At 73.1% G+C, this 20162-nt stretch carries 14 protein-coding genes, 2 tRNA genes and 1 other RNA gene; 11 read left to right on the top strand and 6 right to left on the bottom strand.

Annotated elements, in window-relative coordinates; translation table 11 throughout:
• Window positions 1-7: 7 nt before the first annotated feature.
• A tRNA-Gly gene (locus N7925_RS18755) sits at window positions 8-83 on the top strand.
• Between the two features lie 55 nt (window positions 84-138).
• On the opposite strand, the gene N7925_RS18750 is transcribed toward N7925_RS18755, so the two are convergent.
• From N7925_RS18750 to ffs, 6 genes are all read right to left on the bottom strand, one after another.
• Complete coding sequence (locus tag N7925_RS18750; RefSeq protein ID WP_265600711.1) at window positions 139-1053, bottom strand: phosphoribosylaminoimidazolesuccinocarboxamide synthase; 915 nt, start codon at window positions 1051-1053, stop codon at window positions 139-141.
• 172 nt (window positions 1054-1225) lie between these two features.
• A complete protein-coding gene (locus tag N7925_RS18745) occupies window positions 1226-2680 on the bottom strand; it encodes a N,N-dimethylformamidase beta subunit family domain-containing protein (protein ID WP_265600710.1) in 1455 nt (484 codons plus the stop codon).
• A 529-nt stretch (window positions 2681-3209) separates the two neighbouring features.
• On the bottom strand, window positions 3210-4901 hold the full coding sequence (locus N7925_RS18740) for a hypothetical protein (protein ID WP_265600709.1): 1692 nt from the start codon (window positions 4899-4901) through the stop codon (window positions 3210-3212).
• 373 nt (window positions 4902-5274) lie between these two features.
• The gene (purD, locus tag N7925_RS18735) at window positions 5275-6525 is read right to left on the bottom strand and encodes a phosphoribosylamine--glycine ligase (RefSeq protein ID WP_274344536.1); all 1251 of its coding nucleotides are present in this window, start codon (window positions 6523-6525) and stop codon (window positions 5275-5277) included.
• Between the two features lie 118 nt (window positions 6526-6643).
• Window positions 6644-8905 carry a DNA polymerase III subunit gamma and tau gene (locus N7925_RS18730; RefSeq protein WP_274344535.1) on the bottom strand — a complete coding sequence of 754 codons (2262 nt, stop codon included), beginning with the start codon at window positions 8903-8905 and terminating at the stop codon, window positions 6644-6646.
• 75 nt (window positions 8906-8980) lie between these two features.
• Window positions 8981-9075, bottom strand: an RNA gene (gene ffs / locus N7925_RS18725) — signal recognition particle sRNA small type.
• A 144-nt stretch (window positions 9076-9219) separates the two neighbouring features.
• Between ffs and N7925_RS18720 the strand changes: the two genes are divergently transcribed.
• The 10 genes from N7925_RS18720 to N7925_RS18675 all read left to right on the top strand — a co-directional run bounded on the left by N7925_RS18720 (window position 9220) and on the right by N7925_RS18675 (window position 20080).
• Window positions 9220-9307: transfer RNA gene (locus tag N7925_RS18720), tRNA-Ser, on the top strand.
• 221 nt (window positions 9308-9528) lie between these two features.
• A complete protein-coding gene (locus N7925_RS18715) occupies window positions 9529-10434 on the top strand; it encodes a phosphorothioated DNA-binding restriction endonuclease (RefSeq protein ID WP_265600706.1) in 906 nt (301 codons plus the stop codon).
• A 66-nt stretch (window positions 10435-10500) separates the two neighbouring features.
• On the top strand, window positions 10501-10779 hold the full coding sequence (locus N7925_RS18710; protein WP_265600705.1) for a CopG family transcriptional regulator: 279 nt from the start codon (window positions 10501-10503) through the stop codon (window positions 10777-10779).
• Window positions 10776-11201: a PIN domain-containing protein gene (locus tag N7925_RS18705; RefSeq protein ID WP_274344534.1), complete on the top strand. Its 426-nt coding sequence runs from the start codon at window positions 10776-10778 to the stop codon at window positions 11199-11201. The genes N7925_RS18710 and N7925_RS18705 overlap by 4 nt, the downstream gene beginning before the upstream one ends.
• Window positions 11202-11849: 648 nt before the next feature.
• Complete coding sequence (locus N7925_RS18700) at window positions 11850-13643, top strand: lysyl oxidase family protein (protein WP_274344533.1); 1794 nt, start codon at window positions 11850-11852, stop codon at window positions 13641-13643.
• Window positions 13644-14062: 419 nt separating this feature from the next.
• Window positions 14063-14773, top strand: a complete 711-nt coding sequence (locus N7925_RS18695; protein WP_274344532.1) for a Crp/Fnr family transcriptional regulator — start codon at window positions 14063-14065, stop codon at window positions 14771-14773.
• Between the two features lie 109 nt (window positions 14774-14882).
• A complete protein-coding gene (locus N7925_RS18690) occupies window positions 14883-15728 on the top strand; it encodes a hypothetical protein (RefSeq protein WP_274344531.1) in 846 nt (281 codons plus the stop codon).
• A gap of 2 nt (window positions 15729-15730) precedes the next feature.
• Complete coding sequence (locus N7925_RS18685; protein WP_274344530.1) at window positions 15731-18484, top strand: hypothetical protein; 2754 nt, start codon at window positions 15731-15733, stop codon at window positions 18482-18484.
• Window positions 18477-19532, top strand: a complete 1056-nt coding sequence (locus N7925_RS18680) for a hypothetical protein (RefSeq protein ID WP_274344529.1) — start codon at window positions 18477-18479, stop codon at window positions 19530-19532. Before N7925_RS18685 ends, N7925_RS18680 begins: the two co-directional genes overlap by 8 nt.
• Window positions 19529-20080: a Pycsar system effector family protein gene (locus tag N7925_RS18675; protein WP_265600697.1), complete on the top strand. Its 552-nt coding sequence runs from the start codon at window positions 19529-19531 to the stop codon at window positions 20078-20080. The genes N7925_RS18680 and N7925_RS18675 overlap by 4 nt, the downstream gene beginning before the upstream one ends.
• Window positions 20081-20162 lie beyond the last annotated feature (82 nt).

The following is a 20162-nucleotide window of genomic DNA, read 5'->3' as shown; positions in this document are numbered from 1 at the left end:
GCGCACTGCGGACGTAGCTCAGTTGGTAGAGCGCAACCTTGCCAAGGTTGAGGTCGCCAGTTCGAACCTGGTCGTCCGCTCCAGATGGAGGAAGCCCCGGTCCTTTCGGACCGGGGCTTCCCGCGTATCCGGCTGCCGTTACGACCAGTTGGTGCCGGTCAGCACCTCGTACGCCTCGATGTACTTGGCGCGGGTCGCCGCCACGATCTCCTGCGGCAGCGCCGGGGGCGGCTGCTCGCTCGCGCGGTCCCAGCCGGAGGCCGGCGAGGTGAGCCAGTCGCGCACGAACTGCTTGTCGTAGCTGGGCTGCGCCCGGCCGGGCTCCCAGGTGGCTGCGGGCCAGAAGCGCGAGGAGTCCGGGGTCAGCACCTCGTCGGCGATGATCAGCCGCTCGGTCCCGTCCTCGGTGGTCTCGAAGCCGAACTCGAACTTGGTGTCGGCCAGGATGATCCCGCGCCCGTGCGCGATGTCCCGGGCCCGGCGGTAGACGTCGAGCGTCGTGCGCCGCAGCTCGGCGGCGGTCTCCGCACCGACCGCGCGGGCGACGTTCTCGTAGCTGACGTTCTCGTCGTGGTCGCCGACGGCCGCCTTGGTGGCCGGGGTGAAGATCGGGCCGGGCAGCTCGGACCCGTTGACCAGGCCCTCGGGGAGACCGATGCCGCAGACCGTACGGGTGGCGTCGTACTCGACGAGTCCGGAGCCGGTCAGATAGCCGCGGGCCACGCACTCGACCTCGACCATCCGCAGCGACTTGCAGATGAGGGTGCGGCCGGCCCAGTCGGCCGGGGCGCCCGGGGGCAGCTCGGTGGAGATGACGTGGTTGGGCACCAGGTCGGCGAGCTGGTCGAACCACCAGAGCGAGAGCCGGGTGAGGACACGGCCCTTGTCGGGGATCTCGGTGGGCAGGACCCAGTCGTACGCGGAGATGCGGTCGCTGGCGACCATGACGAGGTCGCCCGCCTCGTTCCGGTACAGGTCACGCACCTTGCCGGTGTGCAGGTGGGTGAGGCCCGGAACCTGTACGGGCTCGGGCTTTTCTACAAAACCGGACACGGTGCCTCCGCGTAGATTGATCCAGGAGCGGTTCCGATTGTCCCGTACGGAGGGCACGCGGCGCGCGCCGGGCCCGGCGGCGCGCCGGTCGCGTCCCTCGGACCCGGTCAGTCACGCTCCTCGGACCCGGTCGCGTTCCTCGGACCCGGTCAGTCACGCTCCTCGGACCCGGTCAGTCACGCTTGCAGATCCGGTCGAGGAGGTTGGCCGTGGCCCGCTGGATCCGGGGGTCCGTGTGCCCGGGTCGGTCCAGGGCCGGGGACCAGGCGAAGGTGCCGGAGGCGAAGACGAGCGCGCCGGAGGGGGACTGGTAGAGCGAGGTCTCCTGGTGCCGGGTGGCGCCCTCGGAATCCTCGTACGGGGAGTGGGCCAGCAGGATCCGGTTGTCGTGCTCGGGCAGGCTGGTGCGCGGGAAGTAGCGGTCGGCCTCACCGGCGACCAGGCCAGGGATCTCGTCGCCCTCGACCGCGCCCGTGGAGTCCCAGAGCCAGTGCTCGGCGTTGCGCACGACCAGCGGGCGGGGATCGGGCACCCGGCCCGCGTACTGGATGCCCAGGAGCTGCTGCTCGGGCCGGTCCACCTCGCGCCACAGGGCGGACTTGCCGGGCCCCCGGCGCTTGCGGCAGGTCAGCAGCCGGTCCGCCTCGCCGGAGGCCGACGGGGCGAGGCCCACCTGCCAGTACATGGTGTTGGCGGAGAGGAAGACGAGCGAGGTGCCGGAGTCCCGGGCGCGCTCGGCGGCCCGGCGCATCGGCAGCGTCCAGTACTCGTCGTGGCCGGGGAAGACCAGGCCCCGGTAGCGGCTGGGGTCGACGCGGCCCGCGTGCAGGTCGCGGGCGTCGGCGTAGGCGAGGTCGTAGCCGTACCGCTCGGCCCACCGGATGAAGTCGTACGCGTGCCCCACGTGCAGCGGCAGGCCGGCCCCGGCGTACGGGCGGTCGAAGGAGATCGTGACGGCGGCGTCCTCCTCGCCGAGCAGCCGCCCCCGCTCGTCCCACGCGTGGTAGAGGCTGGCACCGGTGCGGCCGTCCTCCGGGTAGAGGTTGTACGCCTGCCAGGTGATGTCGGGCAGCAGGAGCAGCAGGTCGGCGGGGTGGTCGTGGCGGACGGTGAAGGGGATGTGAGAGCGGTAGCCGTCGGCGGTGGTCAGGACGGCCACGTACGCGCCGACGGACCAGTAGCCCGGGATCTGGAGCCGCCAGGACATCCACCAGTGGTGGCAGGAGACGGTCCGGTCGGCGGCGAGCGGCGGGGGCTGGACGATTCCGGAGAGCCGCGGGCTCGTGGTGATCTTGGACGCGCCGTCGCCGCCGTAGTGACCGATCCGGTAGACGTCGACGGAGAACTGCTGGGGCGGGTCCACGGTGATGTGGAAGTCGATGGCCTCGCCGGGGGCCGCCGCGCCGGGCGAGGCGAAGCCCTTGATCTGGCGGTGCACGTCGTCGGCGGGACGGGTGCCGCCGCCGGTGGAGCGGGCGAGGTCGGCGTACCAGGGGACCACCTGGCCGGTGTCGTCGAAGTAGTTCTCGCTGCCGCGCAGCCAGGGCAGCGGGCCCTGCCCGAAGGGATCGCTCACCGCGTGCGCGAGGGCGCCCGACTCCCACCGGCGAATCTGCTCCGCCCCCATGCCGCGCCCCTCCCTCGGATCCCCCGGACAGCTCTGGGAGTCCCCCGGACAACTCTGGTGCGCCGAATGTCAGCGCCGATCCCCAGCACATCACATAACGCACGCGGTTCGTCACCCTTCGTCGCTAATTGGCGGGACCGGGGAGGCTCCGGATCCTGTCCGTGGGCTTGCTGCACCTGGCCGTCGTGGGCTCCGTACCAGGCCGGAGCTGGTCGTCGGACCGGTCGACGCTGCCGTGGGACCGCCGGACGGGTTGTGCTCGAACCCGTCGACCCTCTGGTCGGACCAGCCGGACGGGCTAGCGGCGGGGCCAGCAGGATGGGCTGTGCTCGGACCAGCCGGATGCTGCTTGTGCTCGGACCAGCCGGACCAGCAGGACGGGGGCCGGCTTGGCCGGCTTGAGCTCGGACCAGCCGGACCGGTTTGAGCTCGGACCAGCCGGACCGGCTTGGGCTCAGACCCGCCGGACCGGCTTGGACTCAGACCAGCCGGACCGGCTTGGACTCAGACCAGCCGGACCGGCTTGGACTCAGACCAGCCGGACCGGCTTGTCGGAGCGCACTCCCACCTCGGCGAGCCAGGACAGCAGCGGGTCCGGATCGCCGTCCTCGACGAGGCTGAGGACCGGGGCCGCGAGGTCCGCCCGGCGCTGGCCGCCGACGAGCAGGGCGGGGCCGTCCAGCCAGTCGAGGCCGGGGGCCGCGCCCGCCGTGTCCACGGCGGCGCAGCAGACCATGGCCGCGACGTGGTCGGCGAGCAGCTCGGCGCCCGTACGGGGCGGCTGGAGCGGGAAGAGGGGCAGCGGTCCCGGCCCCCAGAGGTCGAGCGGGTCGTCGGCCGCGCCGGACCCCCTACCGCCGTGACCGGGGCCGCCGTGCTCCGGGCCGTCGCGCTCCGGGGCCTCGGCCTCCTCACGGGCGACCGCCGCGCCGATGCCCGCCGCGAGCTCCTCGCCCGGGCCCCCGGGCCGTCCGGAACCGGACAGATGCTCCATGACCCGGGCCAGCGTGGGGACGGCCGGGTCGGCGGCGGAGGCCCGGGGGACACCCAAGGTGTCCAGGACCCGGTGCAGCCGGGCCGCTTCCGTACGCCACTTCCGGTCGACGACCTCGTCGGGATACTGCTGCCAGTCCACCGGCGCCCAGCCCGGACCGCTCTCGGCGGGGCCTCCGTGGAAGAGCCGGGCGGCGAGCAGGGACGCCGCTTCGTCGGCCACCCCCGGCTCTTCCAGCAGGTCACAGGCGGGCCGCTCGCCGAGGCGCAGGGCGAAGCCGTCGGCCAGCCGGTCCCGGCGGGACAGCTCGGTGAGCGCGGAGACGACTCCGGCGTCCAGCCGGGAGGGCCAGCGGCCCATCCGCCACGCGGGCAGCGCCACCCGGGTCAGCAGCCGGTCCCAGCCGGCATAGGCGAGGCCGACCTGTTCCTGGGCGGAGATCCGCAGCCCGTGATCGACCGTCTGGGCCCGCATGGACGCGGCGGCCGCCACACAGCGCTCCATCTCGGCCGCATGGCCCCGGCAGGCCCGCAGCAGCAGCCGGGAGACCCAGCCGGCGAAGGCGAGCGACGCCCCGCGCACCGCGCCCCGGCCGGGGGCGGCGGCATCGGCGATCGACGCGTCCAGGCCGCGCACGAAGCGGCGGGCGGCGGCTATGTCGGGGTGCGCGGACGGGCCGGTGCCCGCCACCACGGGGGCGAGGACCGCGCGGAGCTCGGCGACCCGCATCCACCACAGGAACGGCGAGCCGATGACCAGGACGGGCGCGGCGCCCCCGGCCTCCGCCGCGCCCACCGGGCCCCTCCGGAGCGCGCGGTGCGTCCGGTCCTCCAGCCAGCTGTCGCAGTCCGGGGTCAGCGCTATGGCCGAGGGCGCGGGCACGTCGAGCCGGTCGGCCAGGTCCCGGACCAGGCGGTAGAGGTCGGGGGCCCCTTCCTCCGGCACGGGCACGGTCGGACTCATGGCGGGCCGCGCGCGGGCCACCGAGACGGCGACCAGGACGGTCACCAGCAGCACGAGGACCGCGACGCCGAGGACCGTCCAGCGCACGGTGTCCCAGGCCGGACCGGCCAGGTGCCCCTGCGCGCCCGCCGCGAACAGCACGACGGCGACGGCCGCGGGCAGGATCGCCACGGCCAGTGCTCTGCTGCGGATCCGCAGCAGGGAGAGCGCTCGGGCCTGTGCGGCCCGCGCCCCCAGCTCCTCACCCACATCGATACCGGACACGGCCGGACGTCACCCCCTCTGCCACGCGACGGTGTTGCTCACTCCCCCACTGTGGCACCCGTCACCGACATCGCAATGCCGGTGGGCCAAGTGCCCGAACGCTTGCGCCGCACCCTAGTTGGGGCTCCGGCACCCGTCATCCGGATGGCGCAGTCGTCACCCGATGGAATGGCTTTGGGCAAAGCTGCTGACGTGTTCGCGTCCATGAGCAAGCGCCCCGGGACGTGGTCGCGTCCATGGGCAAGCGCCCCGGCCGACCGCTCGCCGCCGCGCCCGGACAAGGGGCAGCCCCTCGCGCCTTCCCCGTACGCCGGTGGCGTACGGGGGCGGGCGGAGGGGCTGCGGTGCGCGGGGGGCCGGTGACCGGGGCGGGTCAGCCCCGGGAGGCCTTCAGGGCGATGTCCGTACGGTGCTGGGAACCGTCCAGGCGGATCCGGCCGAGCGCGGTGTAGGCACGCTCCCGGGCCGCCGTGAGGTCCTTGCCGGTCGCGGTCACCGAGAGGACCCGGCCGCCCGCGCTGAGCACCGCGTCGCCCTCGGCGCGGGTTCCGGCGTGCAGGACGTACGCGTCGGGGGCATCCTGCGCCGCGACGTCCGCGAGCCCGTCGATCGGGTCGCCGGTGCGCGGGATGTCCGGGTAGTTGTACGAGGCGATGACCACGGTGACCGCGGCGTCGTCGCGCCAGTTCAGCGACGGCAGGACGTCGAGCGTGCCGTTGGCGGAGGCGAGCAGGACACCGGCGAGCGGGGTCTTCAGCCGGGCCAGCACGACCTGGGTCTCCGGGTCGCCGAACCGGGCGTTGAACTCGATGACCCGCACACCGCGCGAGGTGATCGCGAGGCCCGCGTAGAGCAGCCCGGAGAAGGGCGTGCCGCGTCGGCGCAGCTCGTCGACGGTCGGCTGGAGCACGGACTGGAGGACCTCGTCCACCAGCTTGGGGTCCGCCCACGGGAGCGGGGAGTAGGCACCCATGCCGCCGGTGTTCGGGCCCTCGTCGCCGTCGAGGGCGCGCTTGAAGTCCTGGGCGGGCTGGAGCGGCAGCACGGTGGTGCCGTCGGTGATCGCGAAGAGGCTGACCTCGGGGCCGTCGAGGAACTCCTCGATGACCACGCGGTCGCAGGAGAGCGCGTGGTCGCGGGCGGCGGCGAGGTCGTCGGTGACGACGACGCCCTTGCCGGCCGCGAGGCCGTCGTCCTTGACGACGTACGGGGCGCCGAAGGCGTCGAGGGCCTCGTCGATCTCCGCGGGGGTGGTGCAGACGTAGCTGCGGGCGGTGGGAACGCCGGCGCCGGCCATGACGTCCTTGGCGAACGCCTTGGAGCCTTCCAGCTGCGCGGCTTCGCCCGACGGGCCGAAGCAGGGGATACCGGCCGCGCGCACGGCGTCGGCGACCCCGGCGACGAGCGGCGCCTCCGGGCCGACGACCACCAGCCCGGCGCCCAGCTCGGTCGCGAGGCGCGCGACGGCGTCACCGTCGAGCGCGTCGACCGGGTGCAGTTCGGCCACCTCTGCGATGCCGGCGTTGCCGGGGGCGCAGTACAGAGCGGTGACATCGGGGTCGAGGGACAGAGAGCGGCACAGGGCGTGTTCGCGGGCGCCGCCGCCGATGACGAGGACCTTCACGGGTGCAGCCTAGCCGCCGGGCGCGAGGAGGCCGGACGGCCGCCGGTCCGTGGACGGAGGGCCTCGCGTTCTCGCGTTCTCGCGCTCACCGCGTCGACGCGTCCCGCGCGTCACCGCGTCACTGCTCGTTGGTGAACTCCTCGACGACCGTGGCCCCCAGCTCGCGGACGATCAGCTCGTGACCGGAGAGGGCGGAGTCGACGAGATCCGGATCGTCTGCCTCCGGGGTGTCGTCCTCGGGGGCGACGTTGCGCGGCGGCTCCGCCCCGTACGAGCTGTGGGAGGCCTCGGGTGCGGGTGCGGCCTCCCGGCGCTGCGGCGGCGCGGAGGCAGGCGGCTGCTGCTGCTGGGGAGGCGGCGCGTGCTGCCCCTGCGGCGAGGGCGGGGACTGCTGCGGGGCGGAGTGCTGGGGCCGGGGCTCGTACGCGACCGGGGCGGCGGGGGCTGCCGGGGCGGGCTGGTACTGCGGGGTGGGACGTCCGGCGCCCGCACCGGGGCCCGGGGGCGTCCCGCCGTCACCGGAGGTGTCGATGACCGCCTCGATGCGCCACTGGGCGTTGAACCGTTCGACGAGGGCCTGCTTGAGGATCTCCTCGCTGCCGCTGCTCGCGAAGTTGTCCCGGGCTCCCGCGTTGAGGAAACCGATCCGGAGCGTCGTCCCGTCGAACCCTGCGACCTGGGCATTCTGACTGAGCAGGATCCAGGTGAAGCGCCGGCGGCTCTTGACCGCCTCCAGGATGTCCGGCCACATGTTCCGCACCTGGGCGGCGCCCTGGGCCATGCTCTGACCGCCCTCGGGTGCGACCGGAACGGCGGGGGCCGCCGGGGCGGCCGGAGCCGCGGCGGGCGGCGGGGTGGCGGCGGGGGCCGGGCCGCTGCCGGGGGCGGACGCGGTGGGCCAGCCGCCGGGACGACGGGCCTGGTCCGCACCGGCCGCGGCGGGCCAGGACCCGGGCCGCTGGGCGGGTTCGGAGGCCTGCGGAGCGGGCGGGTGGACCTCGGCGGGAGCCTGCGGGGCGGCGGGCGGTGCGTAGGCGGGCGGCGTCGCGGGTGCGGGAGCCGCGCCCCGTACGGCTGCATGGGCCGCGTCCGGACCCGCGGCCTGCGGGGCGTGTGCCTGGGGGGCGTAGGCCTGCGGGGCGTGGGCGTCGGGGCCCGGTGCGTACCCCATCGGCGCCGCGGCGGCGGGCGGCGCGGCGAATCCGGCGGCAGCGGCGGCCGAGGCCCCGCGCTCCAGCCGGTCGAGGCGGGCCTGCAGCGACCGCTCGTCGTCGTAGGCGGCGGGCAGCAGGACCCGGGCGCAGATCAGCTCCACCTGGAGCCGCGGCGAGGTGGCCCCGCGCATCTCCGTGAGTCCGTCGTTGACCAGATCGGCGGCGCGGCTCAGCTCGGCGGCGCCGAAGACGGAGGCCTGGGCCTGCATGCGCTCGACGACATCGGCGGGGGCGTCGATGAGCCCCTTCTCGCCGGCGTCGGGCACGGCGGCGAGGATCACCAGATCGCGCAGCCGCTCCAGAAGGTCCGCCACGAACCGACGAGGATCGTTGCCGCCCTCGATGACCCGGTCCACGACCTCGAAGGCGGCGGCACCGTCGCCGGCGGCGAAGGCGTCGACGATCGAGTCGAGGAGGGAGCCGTCGGTGTACCCGAGGAGCGAGGTGGCCATGGCATACGTCACACCGTCGTCGCCCGCACCGGCCAGCAGCTGGTCCATGACGGACATCGAGTCACGCACGGACCCGGCCCCGGCGCGCACGACGAGCGGGAGGACGCCGTCCTCGACGTGGCTGTTCTCCCGCCCGCAGACGTCGGCGAGATAGCTGCGGAGGGTCCCCGGGGGCACCAGCCGGAACGGATAGTGGTGCGTACGCGACCGGATCGTCCCGATGACTTTCTCGGGCTCGGTCGTCGCGAAGATGAACTTGAGGTGCTCCGGCGGCTCCTCGACCACCTTCAGCAGGGCGTTGAAGCCCGCCGGGGTGACCATGTGCGCCTCGTCGATGATGTAGATCTTGTAACGACTGGAGGCCGGCCCGAAGAAGGCCTTCTCGCGCAGGTCACGGGCGTCGTCCACACCACCGTGCGAGGCGGCGTCGATCTCGATCACATCGATGGAACCCGGCCCGTTGCGCGCGAGGTCCTGACAGGACTGGCACTCCCCGCACGGGGTCGGCGTGGGCCCCTGCTCGCAGTTCAGACAGCGGGCGAGGATGCGCGCGCTGGTCGTCTTTCCACAGCCGCGCGGCCCGCTGAACAGGTACGCGTGATTGACCCGGTTGTTCCGCAGGGCCTGCTGGAGCGGGTCAGTGACATGCTCCTGACCGATGACCTCGGCGAAAGACTCGGGGCGGTAGCGGCGGTACAGCGCAAGGGACGACACACCTACGAGGTTATCGGGGCCGACTGACAACCGGCCCCACGCCGCCCGATCACCCACGCCAAGGCCCCCGGGAACGCAAGGGCCCCCCACGCACCCGCCAGAGCCGACCTACCCTTGCTGCCTTCCGGCCCTGGGGGAGTTCAGTCAGATAGCGCCACGTGAGGGGCTGACGCCCACCTTAGCGGATCCCCACCCCCTCCGGTCCACCCACCCGCCCCGCCGAACGACAGCCGAACCACCCCTCAGCCCCTCTCCGGACGATCTCCGGCGAACGTGTTCGCGAGCACCCTCCAACGTCTTGTATTGTTTGCGGCGGAGGATTCGCCTAGTGGCCTAGGGCGCACGCTTGGAAAGCGTGTTGGGGGCAACCCCTCACGAGTTCGAATCTCGTATCCTCCGCCATTGCTCTCACCGGGCAATACGTCGAAGGCCCCCGCAGCTCGCTGCGGGGGCCTTCGACGTTGGCCGACTGCGCGACGACGCTCGGGGCTTCACCCTCTCCCGCATTCACAGCGTCATGCCCGGGTAGCCGGGCCCCGCACCGTGGCCCGGTGTTCGGCCGGCCACTGCAGCGATACCCCACGATCAAGCGCTGCGACGTGCCGCCACTACGATCGCCGACCATGGACTGGGTCGAGCGCACCGCGCAGTTGAGGCAGTGGACCAGGAGCGGGGTGCGGGCTCCGCACAAGCCGTTGCTGTTCCTGTACGCGCTCAGCCGGTTCCAGCAGGACGCCGACGACGAGCTGCGGTACAGCACGGTGGAGCAGGACCTGCGGCGGCTGCTCGCCGAGTACGGTCCTGGGAACCGGACGACGCCCGCCTATCCCTTCCATCATCTGGTGAGTGACGGCGTGTGGGAGGTGCGCACCGAGCGCGGTGCGGGCAGCCCCGGGACAGGGGTCAGGGAGCTGCGCGCAACCGGTGCCGCTGGGCGGCTGACGCCGGAGCTACGGACGGCGCTGCGGCGGGATCCGCCCCTGCTCGGCCGAATGACACGCGTACTCCTCGATCTGAACTTCCCGCCCTCCCTCCACGGCGAGCTGTGCGAAGCCGTCGGCCTGGAACTGGAGGAGGCCGAGACCGGACTGGTCTCGGCCAAGCGCAGGCAGCGGGACCGGCGCATGCGGGAGATGGTCCTGACGGCGTACGAATACCAGTGCGCCTTCTGCGGGTACGACGGCAGGATCGGCACGGTGCCGGTCGGGCTTGAGGCCGCCCATGTCCGCTGGTGGGCGTTCGACGGACCGGACGACCTCGAAAACGGGCTGTGTCTGTGCTCGCTGCACCACAAGCTGTTCGATAAAGGCGTACTCGGTCTCGGCGAGGGCCGTGGCGAGGCCCACCGCATCCTGGTCTCACAGAGCTTCGTCGGCCGCAGCACCGCTGCCCGCGAGCACGTCATCACGCTCGCCGGCCGTCCGGTCATCGGCCCCCAGTCGGGCATCCGCCCCATCGCCGCCGCCCATCGTTCTTGGCACGCCAGCCAGGTCTTCCAAGGCAGCCCGCGTCCCGCCACGACCGCCTGAACGCCGACCTGGCGGTCACGCGCACGCACTGGTACCGGGTGTGATACCAAGAGTATGGTCTCTTGTATGGCCACGAAGAAGGTAACTGTGACGATTCCCGAGGATCTCCTGGACGAGATCCGCGCGGAGGCGGCAGAACGGGGAATGTCGGCGTACGTCGCCGAGGCGCTGCGCTTCAAGCGCGACCGGGACCGGCTGCGGGAACTGTCCGACTGGCTGCAGGAGGAATACGGCCCCCTCACTGAGGAGGAGCGCACAGATGCGTTCGAGGAACTGGAGGACCTCGACGCCGAACACGAGCGCCGCCGCGCCGCTGGAAAGCACAACGCCGGAGAGGCCGCGTGAAGAAGCGTGCCACTGAGCACAAGCAGCGGCCATTGCGCGTCTTCGTGCTCGACTGCGAAGCCCTGTCCCTGGCGGTGAGAGGCGACCGGAAAATGATCGCCTGGCTCGACCTCGCGGCCCGGGGTGAAGCCGAGGTGGTGACGTCTCCGCTGACGCTGGTAGAGGCGTACGACGGCAGAACCACCGAGCAGCGCTGGGACTGGGTGCTCTCCCGGCTCAAGGTCGCCGACATCGGAAAGGACGAGGCCCGCCAGGCCCGCCGACTCCTGGCCGACGCCAAGCTGCACGGCCACAAGTACGCGATCGACGCGGTGCTCGCCGTCATCGCGCGACAGCAGAAGGGTCAGGTCACCGTCTTCACCTCGGACGTGGACGACCTGGAGAAGCTGGTCCCGGAGTCGATCATCGTCAAAAAGGTCTGACCCGGCTCTCCGATCTCGGTGTTGGTCTCATTCACCCTCGTCCAGCCCGCAGGTCAGAACGCTCCTGATCACTTCCGGACCCCCAAACGAACATGTGGAAAGCGTGTTGGGGGCAACCCCTCACGAGTTCGATTCTCGTATCCTCCGCCACTGCTCTCACCGGGCCCTACGTCGAAGGCCCCCGCAGCTCGCCGCGGGGGCCTTCGACGTTGAGCAACTGCTGACCGGTGCTCAGATCCGCACCACGTGCACGTCCTGCTCCTGCACCTCCTGCCGCTCCTGCTCCGTGAGCTCGTCGTCAGCGACCGGGCAGCGGCGCCAGTGCGGCGGCCTCCGCCTCAGCCGCCGCGATCACCGCGTCGAGCCGGGCGAACTGGGCCTCCGCCAGCGACCCTGGCCGAAAAGCGAGTGAGGGCGCCGTCCGGCAGAGCCGCTGCGCAGTAGCAGCGCCGAGGCTTCCCGCCGGACTCCGGTGCGGAGAGCCGGGCGGTACTTTTCGGACAACTGTGGGCCGTCCGGGTGAGTGCAGACAACCCGCAGGCCCCCGTGCCGCCTCTCACAGTCCGGACACAGCGTCGCCACAGGCGAGTTGGGGCCGTGCTGCTCGTCCACGTTCCGTCACGCACCCGGAAGCCGGAAGTACGAGGAATGATGACCAGATCCCCGCAGGGCCGCACGAACCGTCTGACCCGCCCCTCGATCGCCGTCGCCGCGGCCGTCGCCGTGACCGCGGGTGTCGTGGCCGCCGCGCCCGACGCCAAGACGGCGGAGCCGACGCCGAAGCTCAGCCTGATCGCCGCATCCACCTCGGTGACGCTCGACTCCTGGAAGGAGGATCCGGGCGTCTACCTGGATCTCGGGACGTATCTCACCTCCGAGAACGGCGCCTTCGAGCTCAAGGTGACCCGGAAGTCCTACAAGGACCCGGTCGTCGCCTCGCAGGTCTTCCGGAACGGGAAGAAGACCACGACCAAGGCGCTCCCCGCCGGGCTCGTGAAGGACTTCTCCGGGCTGCCGGGCTTCGCGCAGATCAAGCTCACCGACGCGGCGGGCAAGACGGTGCTCAGCCAGACCGAGGCGTTCTGCCCCAACAACGCGTCCGGGCGGGTCCGGCCGGACGCCCCCGCACAATCGAAGTATCCGCAGAGCTGTCCGGTGAACCCCTTCACCCTCGGCTCGGTGTGGGGCGTGGAGAACGGCTGGGCGTCCAACACCTACGCCGGTTACTACTCCAAGCCGGTCCAGCTGGCCGCCGGTACGTACACCGCCAAGATCAACGTGACCAAGAAGTACCGCGACCTCTTCGGCATCGCCAACCAGACGCGCACCGTCAAGGTCACCGTGCGCGAGCGCAGTTGGGAGGAGCCGCCCCCGGTTCCCGCCGGCAGTCGCAGCGCCGCGTCCGCACCTGGTGGACACGAAGGTCACGCAGGGCACGCAGGGCACGCAGGGCACGAAGGGCACGAGAAGGCCGCCGCGCCCTCCGCCCACGCGCACGGCGCCCCGGCCCGCACCGAGGCCCCCGCCGCCCGGACGACCGGCGCCGGCTCCACGTTCAACGTCGGCCACGGGCCCTACCCGCCGGCTCCGGCCGCCCTGCCCTGGGCGCTGAAGAAGGAGTCGCTCCAGCGGGAGGCCTTCTCCTCGGCCAAGGCCGGCGACCGTGCCGGGCAGACCGACGGGTCGCGCCAGGCGCCGGGAGTCAAGCCCAACGCGAAGCGGCCCACCGGCAAGGCGGTCGTGCCCGACGTGCCCAAGCCCGACCTGCGCTCGCTGCCCGCGTACGGCATCACCGTCAGCGACGGCTACGAGGAGGTGCCCGGCAAGGACTACCTCGCCTTCAGCGCCAACGTGTGGAACGCGGGCCCGGCCAAGCTCGTCGTGGACGGCTTCCGCTCCCCGGGCAAGGAGCTGATGGACGCCTACCAGTACTTCTACGACGCCGCCGGCAAGCAGGTCGGCTACACCCCGACCGGCACCATGGAGTGGGACCCGCGCCCCGGCCACGAGCACTGGCACTTCACGGACTTCGCCAGCTACCGGCTGCTGAAGGCCGACCAGAAGGAGTCGGTGCGCAGCGGCAAGGAGGCGTTCTGCCTGGCCAACACCGACGCTGTCGACTACACGGTGAAGAACGCCAACTGGCACCCGGACAACACGGACCTGTCCACCGCGTGCGGCCAGGAGAACTCGATCTCCGTCCGCGAGGTGCTCGACGTCGGCTCCGGTGACACCTACACCCAGGACCTGCCCGGCCAGTCCTTCGACATCACGGATCTGCCGAACGGCACGTACTACATCCAGGTCCTCGCCAACCCGGAGAACCGGCTCAAGGAGACCAACCACAAGAACAACAGCGCGCTGCGCAAGGTCGTCCTCGGAGGGAAGAAGGGCGCCCGCACCGTGAAGGTCCCCGCCCACCACCTGGTGAACGCCAACTAGCTCCCGCCTAAGGTGCGTTGAAGCGCTACGTACCGTTCGTTCCGCCGGCCCCGGGGAGGTGTTCCCGGGGCCGGCGGCATGCCGGGACAAACCTGAGTTCTCGCCAACTCGCCCGTGCACCCGTAACCCCGGACCCACCCCACTGCGGCTCCGCGGGCGCGCCCCCCGCCCCGCGACGACTCCGCCGGTCAGGGACACGGCCAGGCGCACCCACAGTGCCCGGGGAACCACGGACGGCTCCCTTCCACCGCGCGGATGCGAGGAAGGCGCTTTGGGTGGACACCGCCGCCGACCAGGCAACGCATCAGTTACTCATGCGTAGTGCATGTGTGGCGCAATTCACTCCCCTCAAGGGGTGGTTCTGGAAACATCTACGCCAACGAGATCGGGCCATACATACCGCCGCGGGGGGAGTGGCCATGGGGCTGCTCGGCGATGAGCTGGCGTTCGGGCGGGCTCTGACCGCCTCGGAGTACGAGAGCGTCATGGCCCTGGGACACCGCAAGGAGTACGCGGCCGACGCCCCGCTCCTGACCGAGGGCGACCGGACCGGCCACGTGGTCATCGTGCTGCGCGGCTGGGTGACCGTCTCCCACGTCACCGACCGCGGCGCCACCCGGCTCATACTCGGGTTAAGGGGCCCCGGGGAACTCCTGGGAGAAATGGCCGCGTTGGACCAGCACCCCCGCAGCGCCACCGTACGGGCCCTCGGGACCGTCGAGGCGAGCGTCATCGGCGGCGACGCGTTCCGCCGGTTCCTCGCCACCCACCCCCGGGTCAGCGGACTGGTGATCCGGCAGCTGACCTTCCGGCTGCGCAGCGCCGACCAGGAGCGCTCCGCCCTCGCCTCCCTGACCGTCCTCCAGCGCCTGGCGAGCCGGCTCACCGAGCTCGCCCGGACCGCTCCCACCGGCCCCTACGCGCCGCCCGCGCCCGGCCCCGGGGCCACCGACGCCGTCGTCCACCTCGCTCAGGACGAACTGGCCGCCACCGTCGGGGCGACCCGTGAGGCGGTCGCCAAGGCGCTGCGGCTGCTGCGCACCCAGGAGATCGTGCGCACCGGTACGCGCAGGGTCGAGATCCTCGACCCCGCGCTGCTCGCCCTCCTCGCGGAGGGACATCGGGAGTAGGACGCCCGCCGTGTGTAAACGGCTGCCGTGTGTAAACGGCTACAGACGGCCTCCGTCCCGGGCCGGAAGCTGTACGGGACGGCAAGCGCAGAGAGAACGGGGACCCGCGGTGGAGCACGACGCGTCGGATGCCGGAGAGGCACGCTACGAGCTGGTCATCAGCGTGGACGCCAGACGTTCCGGGCAGTACAGCGACGCGGACAAGCCGCGGATGAGGGAGCGGATCTACCGGGTCCTGGAGACCGCGTTCGCCCAGGCCGGGGTGGGCCGGGACGCCGTCCACATGGAGGACCGGGGGGACGGCGTGCTGGTGTCGGTCCCCGGCCGGATCGCGGTGACACGGCTGCTCGGCCTGTGGATGGTGGAGGTCCACGAGAACCTGCGCGAGGAGAACCGCTCCCTCCTCGTGCCGCTCGGGCTGCGGGTGGCCATGCACGTCGGTCCCGTACGCCATGACAGCCGGGGCATCAGCGGACGTGCGGTCGATCTGACCTGCCGGCTCGCCGACTCGTCCGTCGCCCGGCAGCTGCTGGACCGCGAACAGGCCAATCTGGTGCTCGCCGTCTCCGACTCCCTCTACGTCGACGTGGTCTCCGCCGGGGGCAAGTTCATCGAGCCCGCGCGCTTCTCCCGGGCGCGGCTCGCCCTGAAGGAGGGGGAGGTCTCCGCCTGGTTCCACCTGCCGGGACGGCCCGCGCCGGGCATCGGGCCGAGCGCCCCGGAGGAGCCGGGCCCGACGGCGTCCGGACCGGCCGGCGGGGCGGGCACCTCTCCGGCCGCCGCTGCTCCGGAACGCGTACGGAGCGACCGGGACGACGAGGGGGACGAAGACGGGGGCGGGGACGCGTCCGCCCGGTACACCGCGCAGGGCGACCTGTCCGTGCACCAGCACAACGTCTACCAGCAGCCCGTGCACATCGGCCGCACCACCGGCGCCGGCCCCCGGAAGGACTGAGCATGGCCGACGAAGCAGTGGCCGAGCGCCCCGCCGAGCCCGCCGCCCCGAAGGCGAAGGACGCCCGCTCCCCCGAGCCCCCGCCGCGCGGTGGGGCGCGGGGGGACGACCGGGCCGGGGACGCCCCGGGCGGCGCGGACGCGCCCGGTTCCTCCGACGCCGCCGGCTCGTCCGACTCCGCCGACGACGAGGCCGCCGAGCGGGAGAAGGAGCGCGAACGCGCCGCGGACCGCTTCAAGGACCGGACCCGCGACCCGCTCGCCGAGGAGCAGGGGGAGGAGGAGCCGACCGACGCCGCCGCCGCCACGCGCGCCCGGCGGTCCGGACAGAAGCTCCTCGCCAGCGGCCGGGACCTCATCGGCTTCGACCGCTCCGACGTCGGCCAGCTCCACATCGGCGACATCAACATCGGTCTCGACGCCCGGCGTTCGGGCCTCATGACGCGCGACGGCCCGGTCCCCGAGGAGGAGTTGCTGCGGATTCGCCGGACCCACATCGAGCCGGAGGGGTACGTACGGCTGCGCCGGGCGCTGGAAGCCCGTCGGCTGCTGGTGCTCGGCGGGGCTCCCGGCACCGGGCGGGCCAGCACCGCGCTGGCGCTCCTGGAGGAGGTCACCCGCGACGGCGGGGGCGGGCAGAACAGCGAGCGGGTGCGCCGCGCCGACCCGGAGCGAGGGATTCGCGGGCTGGCCACGCGGGTGGTGGGCGGGGAGGGCGGCCAGCTGCGCGGCACCGGGTACCTGCTGGAGGCGTTCCTGGACCGGCCGGGCACCCTGCCGCCCGACGGGATGGACCTGGACCAGCTGGCCTCGGCGCTGGCCGAGCAGGGCTCGTACGCGGTGGTCGTGGTGAGCGTCGGCTCGGCGGCCAACCCGCTGCTGGCCGGGCGGTACGGGGCGATCTGCCCGCCCGCCCCCACCCGTGAACTGGTCGCCGTCCGGCTGCGTCAGCGGCTGGAGGAGGAACACGGCGACCCGGCACGGGACGGGGGCCTGAACGGGGGCGGGCAGGCCGACCGGGACCGGGACGGGGGCGAGGACAGCGGTACGAACGGGCGCGCCCACCCGGACCGGGAACGCAGCCCGGACCGGGACCGGGACCCGAACGGGCACGCCGACCCGGACCGTGACCGGGACAGCGGTCCGAACGGGCAAGCCGACCGTGACCGGGACGGCAGCCCGGACCGGGACCGGGGCGGCAGCCGGGACCAGGACCGCCGCCCCGACCGGGACGGGGCGCTCTCCCGGCTGCTGGAGCGGGCGGCGGAGCTCCGCGAGGACCCCGAGGTCACCGAGGCGGTGGGCCTCGACGACCTGCGGCCCGCCGAGGCCGAGCTGTTCGCCTCGCTGCTGGCCGGGCATCTCCTGGGCTCCGTCGGACGTGAGGAGCTGCTGTCCGGCTGTCGCGGCCTGGCGGCCGTCCAGGCGTACGAGTGGTTCGCCGGGGTGGACCGGGCCCTGGCCGCCCCGCCACCCGGTGACGGCCGGACGCCCGCGCGCTCCGGAACCGCCGCCCTGTTCCACCCGGTGGCGTTCCGGATCGCGCTCGCGGTCCTCGGCGGCGCGTCGCACAGCGCGGTGTCCGCCGCCGCCCACCTGCTGACCTGGGAACTGTCCGTACAGAGCGATCCGGACAGCACCCCGGCCCGCCCCCTGTTCTGCGACGATCCGGAATCCGACCTGGCGCTCTCGCGCGCCCGGCCGGCCGACGGGGCCGTCGACGTGGCAGGCGCCGAGGTGACGGGACGGCTGATCTTCTACCGGGGGTCCGCGCTGCCCGCCGCCGTGCTGGCCGAGGTCTGGGACCGGCACTTCCCCGTCCGCGCCCCGGTCGTCCGCTGGCTGCGGCTGCTCGCCGACGACCCCCGGCCCCAGGTGTCGATGCGCGCCGCGGTGGCCGCCGGGGAGCTGTCCGTACGCGACTTCGAGCACGGGTACGGCGAGCTGATCCGGCCGCTCGCCGAAGCCCCCACGCCCCGCCGCAGGGTCTTCGCCGCCACCGCGCTGGACCAGGCCGCCGGCCACGCCTCGCACCGCCGGGCGGTGCGCAAGGTGGTCGACAACTGGTCGCGGCACGGCACGCCGGCCCTGCGCTGGACGGCGGCCATGGCGCTGGGCTACGGCCGGTCGGCCGACTCGATGGACGACACCCTGGACGCGCTGGCCGGGATCGGGGTCCGCGACGGCGGGGAGCAGCTGGCCGTGGCCTCGCTGAACGTGGTCCGGCTGCTGACGCTCCCGGAGTGCGCCACCGTGCTGCGGCGGCTGGCCGACTGGACCGGGCACCGCCGCGAGGAGTACCAGGACCTCGCGCTGGTGAGCATCGTCCGGCTGGCGCTGACCGATGTGGACGAGGTCCTCGACGACGAGCCCGGCACCCCGCTGGGCGACCGGGGCGACTGGCCGCTGCTGCTCGCGCTGGCCGCGACCCGGCCCGAACTGACCGGGAAGCTGGCCGACCTGTTCTGGACGGCGCTCAACACGGCGCGATCCCGGGACGTCGCGCTCGACGCCCTGGAGACCCTGTTGCGCTCCGCCTCGCGCAAGGACGGCCGCGCGTGGACGCGGGAGGGGCTGGCCGCACTGCTGCCCGCCCTGACCGCCGAGGAGCAGGACCGGCGGCGGCTGGACTGGCTGCTGCGCCGAATGATGAGGGATCAGGACCGTCCGCTCGCCGAGGAACGGGCGCGCGCCCTGTGGAGGCTCGCCGTGCCCGCGCGGCAGCGGCGGTCCGAAGAGGAGGAGAGTCATGTCTGAGAAGAACGGCGCGGCGGAGGGCGGGGCGGTGGACCCCTCGCGGCCCCTGGGCCCGTTCCTGCGGGAGTACACGCCGACGGGTGCGTTCCGGCAGGGCGGCGCCCGCACCACGTCGGTGCTGTTCTACCGGCGGGGCTACAGCGTGGCCGGTGTCTCCGGCATCGAGCACTACGACAAGCCGCCGCTGGCGAGGCCGCACACCATCTGCGAGATCGCCACCGGCACGTTCGTCACCACGCTGCGGATGGAGCTGCCCGCGTCCGGGGGCGCGACGTTCTTCAAGGCGGAGGTGGACATCCACTGGACCGTCGAGGACCCGCATCTGGTGGCGGTGCGGGTGGTCACCGACATTGCCGAGCGGCTCACCGCGCCGACCCTGGAGCGGCTGTGGGAGATCTCCGCCCAGCACCCGGTGCACCAGGCGGAGCAGGCACGCACCGCCATCACCGCGGCCTGCGTCTCCGGCCAATGGAACGACCTCGGCACCGACCTCGGCCTGCGGGTGCGACTCTTCGTACGGCTGCGGGTGGACGACCGGACGATCAGCCACGAGGACGCGGTCCGCAGCGAGCGGAGCGACGAGCAGCTGGCGGGGATGCGGCAGCTGAAATACCTCAGGATGCTGCGCGGCGGTGAGCTGGAGCAGCTCAGCCACATGCTGGCCGCGAACCCCAAGGAGGCCAACAACTTCCTGGAGAAGATCCGCCAGGAGGGCCGGCAGGACGAGAAGGAACGGGTCGACCGGGTCCTTTCCATGATCGCCGACGGCCGGATCCACTCCGACGCGATCGAGACCCGGGTACTCGACGACCTCAGCCGGCAGCACCTCGGCATCCAGGGTGCCATCGGCACCCAGCCCGTCCGCCGCGCCCATGGGGAGCTGACGCCCGCCCCCGAGGAGCCGTTCACCCCCGGCTGGGTGGAGGACGAGCCTCCCGTGCGGCAGCCCCGCCCGCCCGTCCGGGACGCCGAACCGGAACCGCCCGCGCCGCGCGACCGCAACCGCAACCGCGACGACGGCTGGGGCTGGGTGGAGGGCGACGGATGAGCGCCGACGGAACCACACGGACTTCCCCCGCCCCGACCGCGCCGGTGCCGGACGGGGGTCAGCACGGGCCGGACAGGGCGGGGGAACGCATCGCGGAGAGGCTTCTGGTCACCGTCCGGGAGGACCTCGGCAGGGCCGACTCCAAGGCTGCCGTGCTGCTCTCGGGGGCGCTCGCCCTGCCCGCCTTCCTCATCGGGCGGCACGGCTCGCCCGACTGGCGGGGCCCCGGCGACCTGGCGCTGGTGGCCGCGGGCGTGCTGTGGGTGGTCGCGGTGGCCGCCCTGGTCCGCGCGCTCCTGCCGCGTACGGGCACGGTCCGCGACCGGGAAGGGGTGACCTACTTCGGCGACCTGCTGGCCCCGTTCGACTACGACGTGCTCGCCGCCCGGATCAACGAGGCCGGCCGGGACCCGGTCGGCTGGCTGCTCGTCCAGGCCGTGGACGTCAGCGCCATCCTGTCCGCCAAGTACCGGGCGATCCGCTGGGCGGTCGCCACGCTCGCCCCGGCGGCCGCGCTGGCTCTCGCCTGGAGCCTGGCCGGGCGCTGACCGCCCCGCACGGGTGTGCCGCGTCCAGGGGCACACCACCGACGGCTGCGCGGAGCAGCCGGCCGAGCGCTTCGCGACACCG

The organism is Streptomyces sp. CA-278952 (assembly GCF_028747205.1).
GTDB lineage: Bacteria > Actinomycetota > Actinomycetes > Streptomycetales > Streptomycetaceae > Streptomyces.
The sequence above is the reverse complement of the archived record's forward strand: the minus strand, read 5'-3'. Positions and strand labels throughout refer to the sequence as shown.